The sequence below is a fragment of the Synechococcus sp. H55.9 genome, from assembly GCF_047462355.1.
Classification (GTDB): Bacteria; Cyanobacteriota; Cyanobacteriia; order Thermostichales; family Thermostichaceae; genus Thermostichus.
This window is the reverse complement of sequence record NZ_JANSJB010000012.1, coordinates 1-13,124: the sequence shown is the minus strand read 5'-3', so window position 1 is coordinate 13,124 and position 13,124 is coordinate 1. Positions and strand designations below refer to the sequence as shown.

The 13,124-nt window shown below is 61.5% G+C and carries 12 protein-coding genes; 7 read left to right on the top strand and 5 right to left on the bottom strand.

Annotated features, from left to right (window positions below; genetic code table 11):
• Positions 1 to 14: 14 nt before the first annotated feature.
• From NW857_RS03075 to NW857_RS03065, 3 genes are all read right to left on the bottom strand, one after another.
• A complete protein-coding gene (locus NW857_RS03075; RefSeq protein ID WP_414337813.1) occupies positions 15 to 1,532 on the bottom strand; it encodes an NADH-quinone oxidoreductase subunit M in 1,518 nt (505 codons plus the stop codon).
• Between the two features lie 13 nt (positions 1,533 to 1,545).
• Entirely contained in the window at positions 1,546 to 3,381 is a 1,836-nt protein-coding gene (locus NW857_RS03070; RefSeq protein WP_414333168.1) for an NAD(P)H-quinone oxidoreductase subunit F, read from the bottom strand.
• Positions 3,382 to 3,473: 92 nt separating this feature from the next.
• On the bottom strand, positions 3,474 to 4,691 hold the full coding sequence (locus tag NW857_RS03065; RefSeq protein WP_414333166.1) for a lipid-A-disaccharide synthase-related protein: 1,218 nt from the start codon (positions 4,689 to 4,691) through the stop codon (positions 3,474 to 3,476).
• A gap of 60 nt (positions 4,692 to 4,751) precedes the next feature.
• On the opposite strand from NW857_RS03065, the gene NW857_RS03060 reads away from it, so the two are divergent.
• The 3 genes from NW857_RS03060 (at position 4,752) to NW857_RS03050 (ending at position 7,899) form a co-directional block, all read left to right on the top strand.
• Complete coding sequence (locus tag NW857_RS03060) at positions 4,752 to 5,087, top strand: hypothetical protein (RefSeq protein WP_414333165.1); 336 nt, start codon at positions 4,752 to 4,754, stop codon at positions 5,085 to 5,087.
• A gap of 48 nt (positions 5,088 to 5,135) precedes the next feature.
• A complete protein-coding gene (locus NW857_RS03055; RefSeq protein ID WP_414367911.1) occupies positions 5,136 to 6,182 on the top strand; it encodes a thiamine phosphate synthase in 1,047 nt (348 codons plus the stop codon).
• A gap of 163 nt (positions 6,183 to 6,345) precedes the next feature.
• Positions 6,346 to 7,899 (top strand): AAA family ATPase, encoded by a 1,554-nt coding sequence (locus tag NW857_RS03050; protein WP_414333217.1) that lies wholly within the window; start codon positions 6,346 to 6,348, stop codon positions 7,897 to 7,899.
• 13 nt (positions 7,900 to 7,912) lie between these two features.
• Here the strand turns inward: NW857_RS03050 and NW857_RS03045 are convergent, their stop codons facing one another.
• The gene (locus NW857_RS03045; RefSeq protein WP_414333161.1) at positions 7,913 to 8,881 is read right to left on the bottom strand and encodes a 30S ribosomal protein S1; all 969 of its coding nucleotides are present in this window, start codon (positions 8,879 to 8,881) and stop codon (positions 7,913 to 7,915) included.
• Positions 8,882 to 9,098: 217 nt separating this feature from the next.
• Here NW857_RS03045 and obgE point away from each other — a divergent pair, with 217 nt between their 5' ends.
• The 4 genes from obgE (at position 9,099) to NW857_RS03025 (ending at position 11,961) form a co-directional block, all read left to right on the top strand.
• On the top strand, positions 9,099 to 10,136 hold the full coding sequence (obgE, locus tag NW857_RS03040; protein WP_414333215.1) for a GTPase ObgE: 1,038 nt from the start codon (positions 9,099 to 9,101) through the stop codon (positions 10,134 to 10,136).
• A gap of 60 nt (positions 10,137 to 10,196) precedes the next feature.
• Complete coding sequence (locus NW857_RS03035) at positions 10,197 to 10,565, top strand: hypothetical protein (protein ID WP_414333159.1); 369 nt, start codon at positions 10,197 to 10,199, stop codon at positions 10,563 to 10,565.
• Between the two features lie 21 nt (positions 10,566 to 10,586).
• Positions 10,587 to 11,282, top strand: coding sequence for an L-threonylcarbamoyladenylate synthase (locus NW857_RS03030; RefSeq protein ID WP_414337822.1), 696 nt, complete (start codon positions 10,587 to 10,589; stop codon positions 11,280 to 11,282).
• A 73-nt stretch (positions 11,283 to 11,355) separates the two neighbouring features.
• Positions 11,356 to 11,961, top strand: a complete 606-nt coding sequence (locus tag NW857_RS03025; RefSeq protein WP_414367910.1) for a PAP/fibrillin family protein — start codon at positions 11,356 to 11,358, stop codon at positions 11,959 to 11,961.
• 5 nt (positions 11,962 to 11,966) lie between these two features.
• On the opposite strand, the gene NW857_RS03020 is transcribed toward NW857_RS03025, so the two are convergent.
• Positions 11,967 to 12,797, bottom strand: coding sequence for a hypothetical protein (locus NW857_RS03020; protein ID WP_414337825.1), 831 nt, complete (start codon positions 12,795 to 12,797; stop codon positions 11,967 to 11,969).
• Positions 12,798 to 13,124 lie beyond the last annotated feature (327 nt).

Below are 13,124 nucleotides of genomic sequence, written 5' to 3'. Positions count from 1 at the left end.
ATCTCACCAAATCGTCACAACGAAGATGACCCAGGCCCGAAAGCAGTGATCGGCCTGCCTGCTTCAGCAAGATTGAGGACCACCGGCCTGGCCCAGTGAGCGGCGGTGGACTCCACCCAATGGGTTGCCCAGGCAGGCTGGAGGCCGAGCCACACCACCAGCACTGCTAGAACTACAGCAGGCAGGCGTTCTCCGGCGGCATGTCGTTGCATGGCAATGGCCACCTCCGAGAGGCGCCCGAAAAAGACACGGTTCACCATTAGCAGAAAGTAGGCCGCCGTCAATCCTGTCCCCACCATGCACAGCAGCGTCTGCAGGGGGAAGACGGGAAAGCTGCCCCGAAAGAGGGTGAACTCGGCAATAAAGCCCACCAGGCCGGGCGTGCCGCCGCTGGCCATCACCCCCAACACCGTCAAGCTGCCAATAAGCGGCAAGCCCCGCTCCGGGTTGAGCAATCCCCGCAGCAACCTGAGATCCCGCGTGCCGGTATTGGCGTAGACGGCACCCACCAGCAGAAACAGCAGCGAGGAAATCAGGCCGTGGCTCACCATCTGGAATAGGGATCCCACCAAGGAGAGGGGGGTGGCCGCCGCCGTGGCCAGGAGAATGTAGCCCATATGGGCAATGGAGCTGTAGGCCACCAGCTTTTTCATATCTTGCTGCACCAAGGCGTTCAGGGATCCATACAGCACATTGGCCACCGCCCAACTGGCCAGCCAGGGCCCGGCTTGCTCCCAGGCAGCCGGCAAAAGCTGGAGGCCAAAACGCACCAGGCCATAGGTGCCCAACTTGAGCAAGAGCCCCGCCAAGAGCACCGAAATGGGGGTGGAAGCCTCCACGTGGGCATCCGGCAGCCAGGTGTGGAAGGGCACCAAGGGGATCTTGATGGCCAGCCCCAGCAGGATGGGAATAAGCAACAAAAGCTGCTGCAGCAGGGGCAAGGGGTGGGCCTGCAGAACGGTGTAACTAAAGCTGTGAACCTCGCTCAGCCAACTGAGGCCGAAAAAGCCAATCAGCAGCAGAATACCAGAGACAGCGGTGTAGACCAAAAACTTGGTGGCAGCATAGGTGCGCCGCGGCCCGCCCCAGATGGCAATCAGCAGATAAAGCGGGATCAGCTCAACTTCGTAGAACAGGAAGAATAGCAGCAAGTTCTGGGCCAGAAAAGCCCCCGCAATGGCGGTTGCCAGCAGCAACACCAAGCTGTAGTAGAGGCGAGGCCGCTCCACCTGGCCGCTGGCCCAAAGGGCAATCAACACCAGCAAGCCAGTCATCACCACTAGCGGCAGGGAGATCCCGTCCACCCCCAGCTCATAAACCAAGCCCAACTGCGGGATCCAGGCCACTCGTTCGGCCATCTGGATCCCTTGCTCTTGAGGATCCAAAAGCAGCAGCAATCCCAAGCTCAGCCCCAACAGAGCCAGGCCAAACCCCAAAGCCAAAGTCCGGTGCAGGCCCTTCCCCGCTCGCTCGGGGATCAGCCCCACCAAGATGCTGCCCAACAACGGGATCCCGACCAAAAGGCTGAGCATCGCTTCCTCCCACTCAATAGGCCAATCCCAAATGGGGCGAACGCAGCAGCCAAGCGGTAACCACCACGACCCCAATGACAATGAGCAGCACGTAGAGCTGCATCCGCCCCGACAGGGTGTACTTGAGGGCTTCGCCGCTAAACCAAAAAGCCAGGCTCACCCCGTTCACCAGGCCATCCACCCCGTTGCGATCCAGCCATTCCAGTCCGCGGGAGAGGGCGCTGACCGGCTGCACCAGCAGCGCCTGGTAGAGCTGCCCGGTGTAGAAATCCTGGGCCAAGAGATCCTGCAGCTCCGGCCAGGGCAGGCGCAGCCGCCGCCGGCCTCCCCAGTACAGCCAGGCACCAACACTGGCTCCCAGCAACCCTGCGGCCCCCAGCAAGACAGCCATCTGCTGCAGCTCCGGGATCCAAGCGGGATAAAGCCCCCAGCGCCAGAAGAGCCAGGGCATGAGCAAGTTCTGCACCGTCAGGATAACCATGGGCAGGGCCATCAGCCAGCCCACCTCAGGCGCGCGGCGCGTCTTGGGCTGCGGGGATCCCAAAAAGACCAGACCAAACACCCGCGCCAGATTCAAAGCCGTCAGCCCGTTAACCAGCAGCAACACCCCCATCAGGGCCGGCTCGCTGTACACCAGCGCCAGGCGAATGAGAGTCCAAAAGCACCCCAGTGGGGCCACCATCCCCAGGGATCCCACGGCAAAGGCGGCCAGGGTAGCCGGCATGCGGCTCCCTAGGCCCCCCAGCTCCGTCAGATCCTGGGTAGCAGTGGTGTAGATGAGGGATCCCACCCCCATAAACAGCAGCGCCTTGGCCAGGCCGTGCATGAGCAGCAGCTCCAGGGCCAAATCCGGCTGCCCCGTCCCCACCGCCACAAACACCAAGCCTAGGTAGGCACTGGTGGAGTAGGAGAAGGTGCGCTTAAGGTCGATTTGCGCCAAGGCCACTAGGGATCCCCCTATAGCCGTAATCGTGCCGATGGCCACCAGCACCCCATCGGTGAGGGGAGAGAGAGCCAAAAGGGGCTGCAGCTTGATCAAGACAAAAGCGCCGCAGGCTACCACCGCCGAGTTGCGCAGGATCGAAGCCGGGTTGGGCCCCTCCATGGCCTCATCCAGCCACAGGTGTAGCGGGAACTGGGCGCACTTGCCCAGCGGCCCTGCAATCAAAGCCAACCCCATCAAGGCCGCCCAAGTCGGATCCAAGCTGGTCGTAGCCGCCCAATCCCGCAGGCCGGAAAAGGTCAAAGAGCCGGAGAAATTGGAGACCGCCACCACCCCCATCAACAGCAACAGGTCTCCCACCCGTTTGGTGAGAAAAGCATCCCGCGCTGCAGTGACCACCAGCGGCTGGGCGTACCAGAAGCCCACCAACAGATAGGTGGAAAGCGTCAGCATCTCCAGCAGCGCGTAGCTGAAAAACAGGGAATCGCTGAGGGCGATCCCCGTCATCCCGCCCTCGAAAAAGCCCATCAGGGCGGCAAAGCGACCCAGGCCCCAGTCCTTATCCAAATACCCCAAGGCATAGATCTGGGCCAGCAGGCTCAAGCCGCTGAACCAGACAACGGTTCCCAGCGTCAGAGACGAAACCTCCAAAGACAGGGTCAAATCCAGATCGGCCACCCGAAACCAGAGGTAGTTCAGGATCTGGGGATCCCGACCCCAAACCTGCCGCAACAGCCAAAGGCCATGAGCAAGGGCCACAAAGGTCAGTAGGATATTGAGGTAAGCTGCCGGGCGCGGGCCACTGCGCTTGATCCAGCCACTGGCCCAAGGGAGAGCCAGCGCCGTTCCCGCCCACCCGTAGCAAGGGATCCACCAACTGCTCTCCAACCCCAAAAGGTTTGACATTACCCAATAAATTGAACAATGACAACGAACAGAAAACCAACGGAGATCAGTCAGGATTTTTAACTCGTTCTCTGGTTAAGGATTTGAGATCACTATATACCCGGCTCGGACGGTTCCAAAACCGGGTCGGGTGGCTTGAGCCAATCTCGAACCTGGGCGGCAATCCGCCGGGCAGCGCCTGGAGATCCCATGCGGCGGCGTCCGTGGGCCTGCAACTCAGCCGTGTAGTTGGGATCGACGGCCAGACGCTCCAGAATCCGGCTAACCACAGCGGGGGCCTGCTCCACCGAGGTCAAGTGGACGGCGGATCCCAGCAGACGGGTTTGGGCTTCGGCAAAGCGGAGCGTAAACTGTGGCCCCCCGCCCGGCAAAGTGACCACCGGCTTTCCCAAGCCCACACATTGCTCGGTGGCCGTTCCCGCCATGGCCAGCACCACCGTGGCCCGGTGGGCACAGGCGCCGAAGTTCCCCCAAACCAGAAGTACATCGCTGCGCTGAGGTGGGATCCGAGCCTGAAGCTGGTCTGGTTCCAGGTTGGGGCTGAGGGCAGCATAAACTTGAACCTCCCTTGGGATCCGCTCCACCACCTGCATCATCAGGGCCCAGTTGCGGTAGGCTTCCGGCGGACGGGATCCCGGCAAGAGCAGCAAGGCCGGTCGGTGCGGATCTAAAGGTAATGCCCCGCGCGGCTCCAGGCCGTCCATCATCGGGTTGCCCAGGTAGAAGGCCCTCAGGCCCCGTTTTTGCAAAGCGGTTGCCGTCAGCTCATCCCGCAAAAAAGAACCCAGGCAGCGCCGGTGGGCCATCAGCCAGCGTTCCCAGGGCAGGTAATCGGAAACCGGCTGCCCCATCCAAGCGCGGCGGTACGGCCCCCGTTCGTCCCGCCAGTAATAATCCGACTTGGCCGTGCCCACGAAAACATAGGGGATCCCGCTCCACCAGGCCATCGCCAGGGGCACAATGTCTCCCACCGCCAGCACCAGCTTCATCTGAGCCGCCGCCCGCCGCACCAGAGCCAGTTGCCGCCCCGTCAGCCCCAACAGGCCGGCCCGCAGATCCCGCCACAACTGCCGCCAATCTTGATAGATAAACCCCCCCGACGGCATCACTTGAGCAACGGGCAGAAGGGGGATCCCTTGGCGTTGGTAGGCTGTCCCTTCTCCCACAATTGGCAGGGCTTGCACCGGGATCCCCAGTTGGATCAGGGCCAGGGCAAGGCGGCTGCCCACCTCATCTTCCCCGTGTCCATTGCTCAGACACAGCACCGGCGGCGCCAGGCGCAATTGGGTTCCCGGTCTGGGCTGAATCAAGCGGGATCCTCCAGAAATCTCCTCCTACAATAGAGCCAATCCGAGAGGGGAAGCCGGGAGATGATGCGAAATGAGCGACAACGAGCCGAGTTCATTGCGGCAGTAGAGGCCCTCCAGCTCGAAGGCCCCTATTTCGTAGAAGAGCGCCTCACCCGCCATCGTGGCCCTTTCTTACGGGCAGTGAAAGATGTGCCCGTAGGCGGAACTTGGTGGGAGATCCGTTATTTTCCCGCCTGTGAGTGCTACGCTTGGGCCTACCTGCCGGAAGGGGCCGGCCCGCGGGAGTTTGCCTGGGGCCACACGCTGCAGCAAGCTTTTCTCAACGCCTTGTGGCATCAACCCCTTTCTGCCGAAAGCCAAGAACAGCTGCGGAAAAACCATTCCGATTTACAGTAGAGATCAAGATTCTCTTAAACTTCCCTCTTCTTCCCGCGTGCAGGGAACATGAAACCGCAGGCCGTCGCCCGTATTCTGGATGCCAACCTCGACCGCGCTCGCGAAGGGCTACGGGTGCTGGAGGAGTGGTTTCGTTTCGGCCTGGAAGAGGAAAAGCTCTCTGCGGAATGCAAGGCCATGCGCCAAGCCCTGGCCCGCTGGCACAGCGACCCGCTGCGGCTGGCCCGCGATACCCCTGCCGACCCAGGCACCCAGATCTCCCACCCGCAAGAGGAGCAACGGCGGGATCTCGGCCACCTGTTGCAGGCCAATTGCAGCCGTGTGCAAGAAGCGCTGCGGGTGCTGGAAGAATACGGCAAGTTGGCCGAGTCCAGTCATTGGGTAGCGCCCGGCCTGGCCAAGCTGGCCAAAGACATGCGCTATCGGCTCTATGTTCTGGAAAGTGAGCTGCTGGGGGGATCCCTGCGGCAGCGTCTCCTGGCAGCCCATCTTTATTTGGTTACCAGCCCGGTGCCCCACTGGCTGGAAGTGGTGGAAAAGTCCCTACGCGGGGGGGTAACACTGGTGCAGTACCGCCGCAAAAACCTTCCCGACAGAGAGATGCTCTGGGATCTCAGGCAGTTGCGGCAACTGTGCGACCGCTATCAGGCGTTGATGATCGTCAACGACCGGGTGGACTTGGCTTTGGTCAGCCAAGCGGATGGGGTACATCTGGGGCAGACGGATCTGCCGGTTGCCCAAGCCCGGCAACTGCTGGGAGCGCAGCGGCTGATTGGCCTGTCGACCACCAACGCTGAAGAGCTGGCCCAAGCCCTCAATAGCGGCGTGGACTATATCGGCGTCGGCCCCGTCTATGCCACTCCCACCAAAGCGGAAAAACCCCCTGCCGGCCTGGAGTACGTGCGCCTGGCCGCCGAAAAGGCCCATCTGCCCTGGTTTGCCATCGGCGGCATCGATCTCCACAACCTGGCCGAGGTGCGCCAGGCAGGCGCCAGCCGCGTAGCCGTGGTGCGGGCCCTGATGGAAGCGGCGGATCCCACCCAGACCGCCCGCGCCATGTTGGCCGAACTGCAAGGGATCCCTGCTCTATCCTGAAGATAGACCCCGAATCTTCTCAAGACCCTTCTAACTCCCGATGGCAGAGGCCGCAAAAGATCTCAAAGAGCTCCCCGATCGCAATCGGCAAAGCAGCGGGGATCCCGGCTTGAGCGGGATTGCCACCGAAGTGCAAGGGGAGCTGGTGCGGGAGCTGGACTTGATGATCCGGGCCCGCTACCCCCTGCTCTACCTGGTTTCCCCCGAAGAGGAGCCGGCGGACGCCGTGCTCGTGCAAGTAGCCAAGAGAACCGATCCGCCGCGGCGGCTGCTGTTCTGGGACGTGGTGCGGGGCTGGCAAGATACCGGCGAAGACCGCGGCTCCATCATGGCCGCTCTAGGGCGGGTGTGGCGCTCGGCCCCCCAGGAAGACACCCTGTTTGTGCTGCGGGATCTGCACTTTGTGCTGCGCAACGCCAGCAGCGACAAAAATGCCCCCATCCTGCGGGAGCTGAAGAACCTCAGCCGCGAGCTCAAGCGCACCCGCAAAATGCTGATCCTGCTCAGCCACACCCTGGAAGTGCCCAGCGACCTGGCCGAGGAGATCACCGTCGTCGATATTCCTCTGCCCAACAGCGAAGAGATCAGCCGCCTCATCCAGCTCTACGTGGCCCCGGAAAAACTCAAGCTCAGCCCCCTGGCCCGCGAGCAACTGGTCAAAGCCTGTCAGGGGCTGAGCCGGGAGCGCATCCGCCGCGTCTTGGCCCGCGCCTTGGCCGCCAAGCAGGAGGTGAACGAGGCCGACATCGACCTGGTGTTGGAGGAGAAAAAACAGGCCATCCGCCAGACGGGCATCCTGGAGTTTTTCACCGCCCGCGAGACCCTGAAAAGCGTGGGCGGGCTGGACAACCTCAAGGCCTGGGTGCGGGTGCGCCAGGAAGCCTTTACCGAAGAGGCGCGGCGCTACGGCCTGCCCAACCCCAAGGGCGTGCTGCTGGTGGGGATCCAGGGCACCGGCAAGTCCCTCTCCGCCAAAACCATCGCCAACGAGTGGCGGCTGCCCCTGCTGAGATTGGATGCCGGGCGGCTCTTTGCCGGCATTGTGGGGGAATCAGAAAGCCGCGTGCGGCAGATGATCCAACTGTCAGAAGCCATGGCCCCCTGTGTGCTCTGGATCGACGAAATTGACAAGGCCTTTGGCAACATCACCAGCAGCGCCGACGGGGATTCGGGCACCAGCCGCCGGGTGTTTGGCAGCCTGATTACCTGGATGCAGGAGAAAACCAGCCCGGTCTTCATCGTGGCCACCGCCAACAACGTGCCCCTGCTGCCGCCGGAGCTGTTGCGCAAGGGCCGCTTTGACGAGATCTTTTTCCTCAACCTGCCCACCCAAGCCGAGCGCAAGGAGATCTTCCGGGTGCACCTGCAGCGGCTGCGCCCCAGCCGCCTGCGGGAGTTCGACCTGGATGCCCTGGCGGCAGCCGCTCAAGACTTCAGCGGCGCCGAGATCGAGCAGGCGATCGTGGATGCGATGTACAACGCCTTTGGGGGCGGCGGCAGCGGCGCTCGGCGCGATTTCACCCAAGAAGACATCCTGCAGTCCATCCGGGAAACTGTACCCCTGGCCGCCATCGCCCGCGACCAGATCGAAAGCCTCAAGTGCTGGGCTGCCCAAGCGGGTGCCAGGACAGCTTCTCAAGATGCCCAGGTGCTACAGGAAATGAAGCAGTGCTTTGCTTCCCAGCATCCAGCTTCACCGTTGCCCACCAGCCCTTGATCCCGAAACCACCTTATTCCACAGCCGTCGCTGCGTATTCCAGCTCTTCCTCCGCCACTTCCGCTGGGGCTTTCTCCGCCTGTCCTTGCTTGGCAGCCAGCATTTGCTCGCGGTACTTGGCTGCCATTTCCTCGGCTTTCTCGTACACCAGCTTGGGATCCCGAATCATGTCGCCGGGATTGGGCTCCAGTTGCTTGGTGGACAGCGAGATCCGCCCCCGCTCCGCATCCAGATCGATGATCATCACCTTCACTTCGTCGTTGACGTTGAAGACACTGTGGGGCGTGTCGACATGATCGTGGGAGATCTCGGAAATGTGCAGCAGGCCGGAGACGCCGCCAATATCGATAAAGGCGCCGTAGGGCTTGATGCCTCGCACCGTGCCGACTACCACCTCGCCCACTTCCAGCTTGTTCATCTTCCGCTCCACCAAGGCGCGGCGATGGCTCAGCACCAAACGGTTGCGGTCTTCGTCCACCTCCAGAAACTTCAGGGGCAGCTCTTCACCCACCAGCTCTTCTTTCGGCTTGCGGGTGCTGATGTGGGATCCGGGAATAAAGCCCCGCAGCCCTTCGATCCGCACCAGAGCCCCACCTCGGTTGGTGGCAAAAATGGTTGAGCGGACGGTGGCATCTTCTTTCTGGAGCTGTCGTACCCGTTCCCAGGCCCGCATGTACTCGATGCGGCGGATAGAGAGGGTCAGTTGCCCCTCCTCGTTCTCTTCGGTGAGGATAAAAAATTCGCGGGTTTCTCCGGGCTGCAGCATCTCGTGTGGATCTTCCAGGCGGCTAATCGACATCTCCTGGAGCGGCAGAAAGGCAGCCGTTTTGGCCCCGATATCGATCAAAGCACCGCGCGGCTCCACCGAGAAGACCGTACCCGCCACAATTTCACCGGGGCTAAAGTGATAGTCATACTTATCCAGGAGAGCGGCAAAGTCTTCAGTGGTAAAACCTACATCGGCAGCGGTGAATCGACTCATAGGGGTGCAGTAACAGAATCAGTTGCGCGGAATCAATGGGTAGAAGGCCAGTCGAGTTTGGCAAAGCCCCAGATGAGAGTATGTTTACTCTCCCACTTTCCCACCTGCGGCGGATGTGGCTGGGGAAATACCATCCTAGCTTAGCGGGGCGTCTTTTGTGGCAAGTTTCCCGGCGATCTTGCCAAGCTAGAGCATAGAAGATTTGGGAGAAGAACGATTGCACTTTATTGACCAAGCCGAAATTGAAGTGCAAGGGGGAAATGGCGGAGATGGCATCGTGGCCTTCCGCCGCGAAAAGTATGTGCCGGCTGGGGGGCCATCCGGTGGCAATGGTGGGCGGGGCGGCTCGGTGATCCTGGTGGCAGATCCCGGCCTGCAGACCTTGCTGGATTTTCGCTTTCAGCCGGTGATCAAGGCAGAACATGGGGCCAAAGGGGGGCCCAACCATCGCAGCGGGGCTGGTGGTGCGGATCGGCTGGTGCGGGTGCCCTGTGGCACGATGGTGTTCAACGCTCAAACCGGCGAGCTGCTGGGGGATCTAGTGTGTGAGGGGGATCGAGTGTTGGTGGCCCGCGGGGGCAGAGGCGGCCTGGGCAACGCCCATTTTTTAAGCAACCACAATCGTGCCCCCCGCCGATTTACCAAGGGCGAACCCGGAGAGCGGGTGCGCCTGCGCCTGGAGCTGAAGTTGATTGCCGAGGTAGGCATTGTCGGCCTGCCCAATGCGGGCAAGTCCACCCTGATTTCGGTGGTCTCTTCTGCCCGGCCTAAGATTGCCGACTACCCCTTCACCACCCTGCAGCCCAATTTGGGGGTAGTGCCTCATCCTTCCGGAGATGGGGTGGTGTTTGCCGATATTCCGGGGCTGATCGAGGGGGCCCACTTGGGGGTGGGGCTGGGCCACGAGTTTTTGCGCCATGTGGAGCGCACCAGGGTGCTGATCCATTTGGTGGATGGCACAGCGGCGGATCCCGTCAGAGATTATCAGACCATTCAGCAGGAGCTGCGCGCCTACGGCCACGGGTTGATCGATAAGCCGCAAATTTTGGTTTTGAACAAGATCGACGTTCTGGATCCTCAGCAGGTTGCCGAGCGCACCCAGAGGCTATCGGCTGCCGCCGGCACTTCGGTGGTGGCCATTTCTGCGATTGCCAGGCAGGGGCTGGATCCGCTCTTGCAGCGGGTGTGGCAGTGCCTGGGTCGGGGATCCCCTGCGGAGCTGGATCTCGTGGGGGCAAAATCCATCCAGTCCTGAGGCGGAAGCATCCTAGAATGGGAGAGCCCATGCCTTGCCAAGCTCCAGAGATAAGTGGCTATGTATATCTCGGCGGAGGATCTGCCACCGGATTTGCGTCAGATCATGTTGGCTGTTGAACAGGCAGCCCAGGCGAGGGCAGGAGCGTGTGTGGAGCTGTTGCTGCTCCTGCGGCTGCTGGAGGAGATGCACCGCGCAATCCTGGAGGGTGCCTTTCGGGAGGCTTTGCCCAACACCCGTCAAGCTTTGTATCGGGTGCTGCAGGATCTAGAGGAGGCGGGCGACTGGCCCTACCTGCCACGTCTGCATATCCAAGCCCTGATGCAACAACTGAAGGACTGGCCGCAGGGATCCCTGCCGGTGCCGCCCACTCCCCGTTCTGCAGGGGTTGTGGAAGTGGCGGAAAGCCCTAGCTGCCCCGAATCTTGAGATTTTGCTTTTTTCTCCCGAATGGCCGAGTACTTTAAGCTCCATCCGCAGCATCCCCAGGCCCGCTCCATCCAACGGATTGCAGCCGCTCTGCGGGAAGGGGCGGTCATGCTCTACCCCACTGATACGGTCTATGCCATTGGCTGCGATGTGACCCACAAGCAGGCGGTAGAGCGGGTAAGGCGTCTCAAGCGGCTTTCCAACGACAAGCCCCTCACCTTTTTGTGCCCTTCGCTTTCCCAAATTGCCCAGTACGCCCAGGTGAGCGATCCCGCCTATCGACTGATGCGGCGGCTGATCCCAGGCCCGTTTACGTTTCTGTTGCCGGCCACCAAGCTGGTGCCCAAGCTAGTCATGGATCCCAAGCGGAAAACCACTGGCATCCGCGTGCCCGATTCGGCCATCTGTCAGGCGCTGTTGGCCGAGTTAGGCAACCCCATCGTCTCCACCTCGGCCAAGCTGGGCGGGGATCCCGTTGGCTCTTTGGAGGTGGGTTTTGACTCTGTTGGGGATTGGGAAGAGGGGGGAATCTTTACCGCCGAGGAAATGCGACAGTTGGAGAAACAGGTGGATCTGGTGCTGGATGACGAGGCTCCCTATCGGGCCCAGGTCTCGACGGTCATCGATCTCACGGGGCCGGAGCCCCTGTTGGTGCGGGCAGGCCTGGGGTACGAGCAGGTGGCAGAGCTCAGGCGGGTGGAAGAGCTGACTGGCTGAGGGCCGGGATCCCCCTTTCCCTACTCGGCTGCCACCAACTCCTAAAATAGGGTCGTGCTGCTGCGGTAAGCCCATGCCTGGGTCTTTGGCTGAGCAAAAACTGGCCCTGTTGCGCCTGCTGGAGGTGGCCGACCGAGGCCGGAAGGTTTCCCCTGACCAGAAAGCCCAAATCTTGTCTCACATTGCTGCCCTGGAAGTGCTCAACCCCACCCCCAGGCCAACCTCTGCCCCTGAAAAGTTGGAGGGGAACTGGCTCACCCTATTTACCACCAGCACAGACCTGCTGCGGCTGGCCAAGTTGCCCTTTCTGACCACCGGCGAGATCTACCAGTGCATTCGGGCCAAAGCTGGACGGGTCTTCAACGTGGCGGAGATCCAGGGATCCGGTTGGCTGCCACGGGGAGTTTTGGCGGTGGCAGCCCGCTTCTACCCGGAGTCGGAACGCCGGGTCAGGGTCATTTTCGAGCGCTTTGTGCTCGGCTCCCAAGCGTTGATGAGCTACGAGATCGAGAGTTTTCTCTATTTGCTTGAACGGGCTCCAGAGCGGATCCCGGCGGTGAAGATCGACCTTCGCCGCCGCGAGCCAACAGGCTGGCTGGACATTACCTATTTGGATGAAGACTTACGGATGGGTCGGGGCAGCGAGGGGAGTGTGTTCGTGCTCAAGCGGGTGAGTTGAGGCTGCTAGCTGGAGGTTCCAGAAGGCTCCTTTTCTGGGATCTCAGGGAGTGGCTTCTGGGCTAAGGTAGCGCCTATTTCTTGGAGAACCTGCAAGGCACGGTAGGACTGCCGTAAAACCTGCAGCTCCTGTTGAGTTTGCTCCAGTTGCCGAGCCCATTGGTCATGTTGAGAGCGCAACTGCCGATTCTCGCATTTTGTGCGCTGCAGGAGGCGCTTGAGCTTTTGCTGCTGCTGCTGGAGCTGGGCCCGCTCGGCTTCCGACTGCTGCAGTTGGATCCCTTGGCGTTCCAGCTCTATTTTTAGGGCGGTAACTTGCGATTGAAGCTGGCGGAGCTTTTGGTGCAGTTCCCGCCCTGGTGTGGGTTTGGCCGGTTTGGAGTTTGGGGAAGAGGGCGGGGGTGATGTTTGGAGATTTTGCAGATGCCGTTGCAACTGTTGGGCTTGGGCCTGCAGAACTCGGCACCGCTGCTGCTCGCTGCGCAGTTGCGCTTGGGCGCGTTCGCAGGTTTGGATTTCGGCTTTCACCTGCTGCTTGATGCGGTCGAGGATCTTTTGGTGGCGGAGCTGGGTTTGGCGGATCTCCTCAGCCACTTGCAGAGGACGCGGATCCACCTCGGGTCGCCGCGGCCTGCCACCGTGATCGGCGGGATCGAAGGGGGACACAGCCGCCAGCAGCGAGGCTCGAAAGTCAGGCCAGGAATGCGACTGCAGACCCATCTGAACCAGCCGCCAAACCCCGTAGGAGGCCCCAATTGCCGCTACCAGGCCAGGGATCCCGGCCAAGGACAGGGAAACCTTGGGCAGGGTCGGCAGGATCTGATCCAGCAGGCCCACCACCAATGCGAAGACAAAGAGCCCGCTCCCCGCGGCAGCGGCACCTGGGACCCAAGAGGAGCGGGAGGACATCATCGTTTTTGTTTATCAGAACCACCAGAGCGGGAGAACCAGGGCAGAGGTCAGGTTCAAAAATCACCTGTCTGCATCTCAGTTTATCCCACCGGCAACCTCTGTCTCTCATGAACTACCCCACCGCGCAGGCGGGTGGGGTTTCCCCATCCGCTTTACGGCGAGATTTTTGTCTCTTCCTCTGCCCCAGTTGCTTCATGGATCCCGTGTACCGGGTCTCTGAAGTAGAGCTGAAGCATCCAAGACTCACGAGGC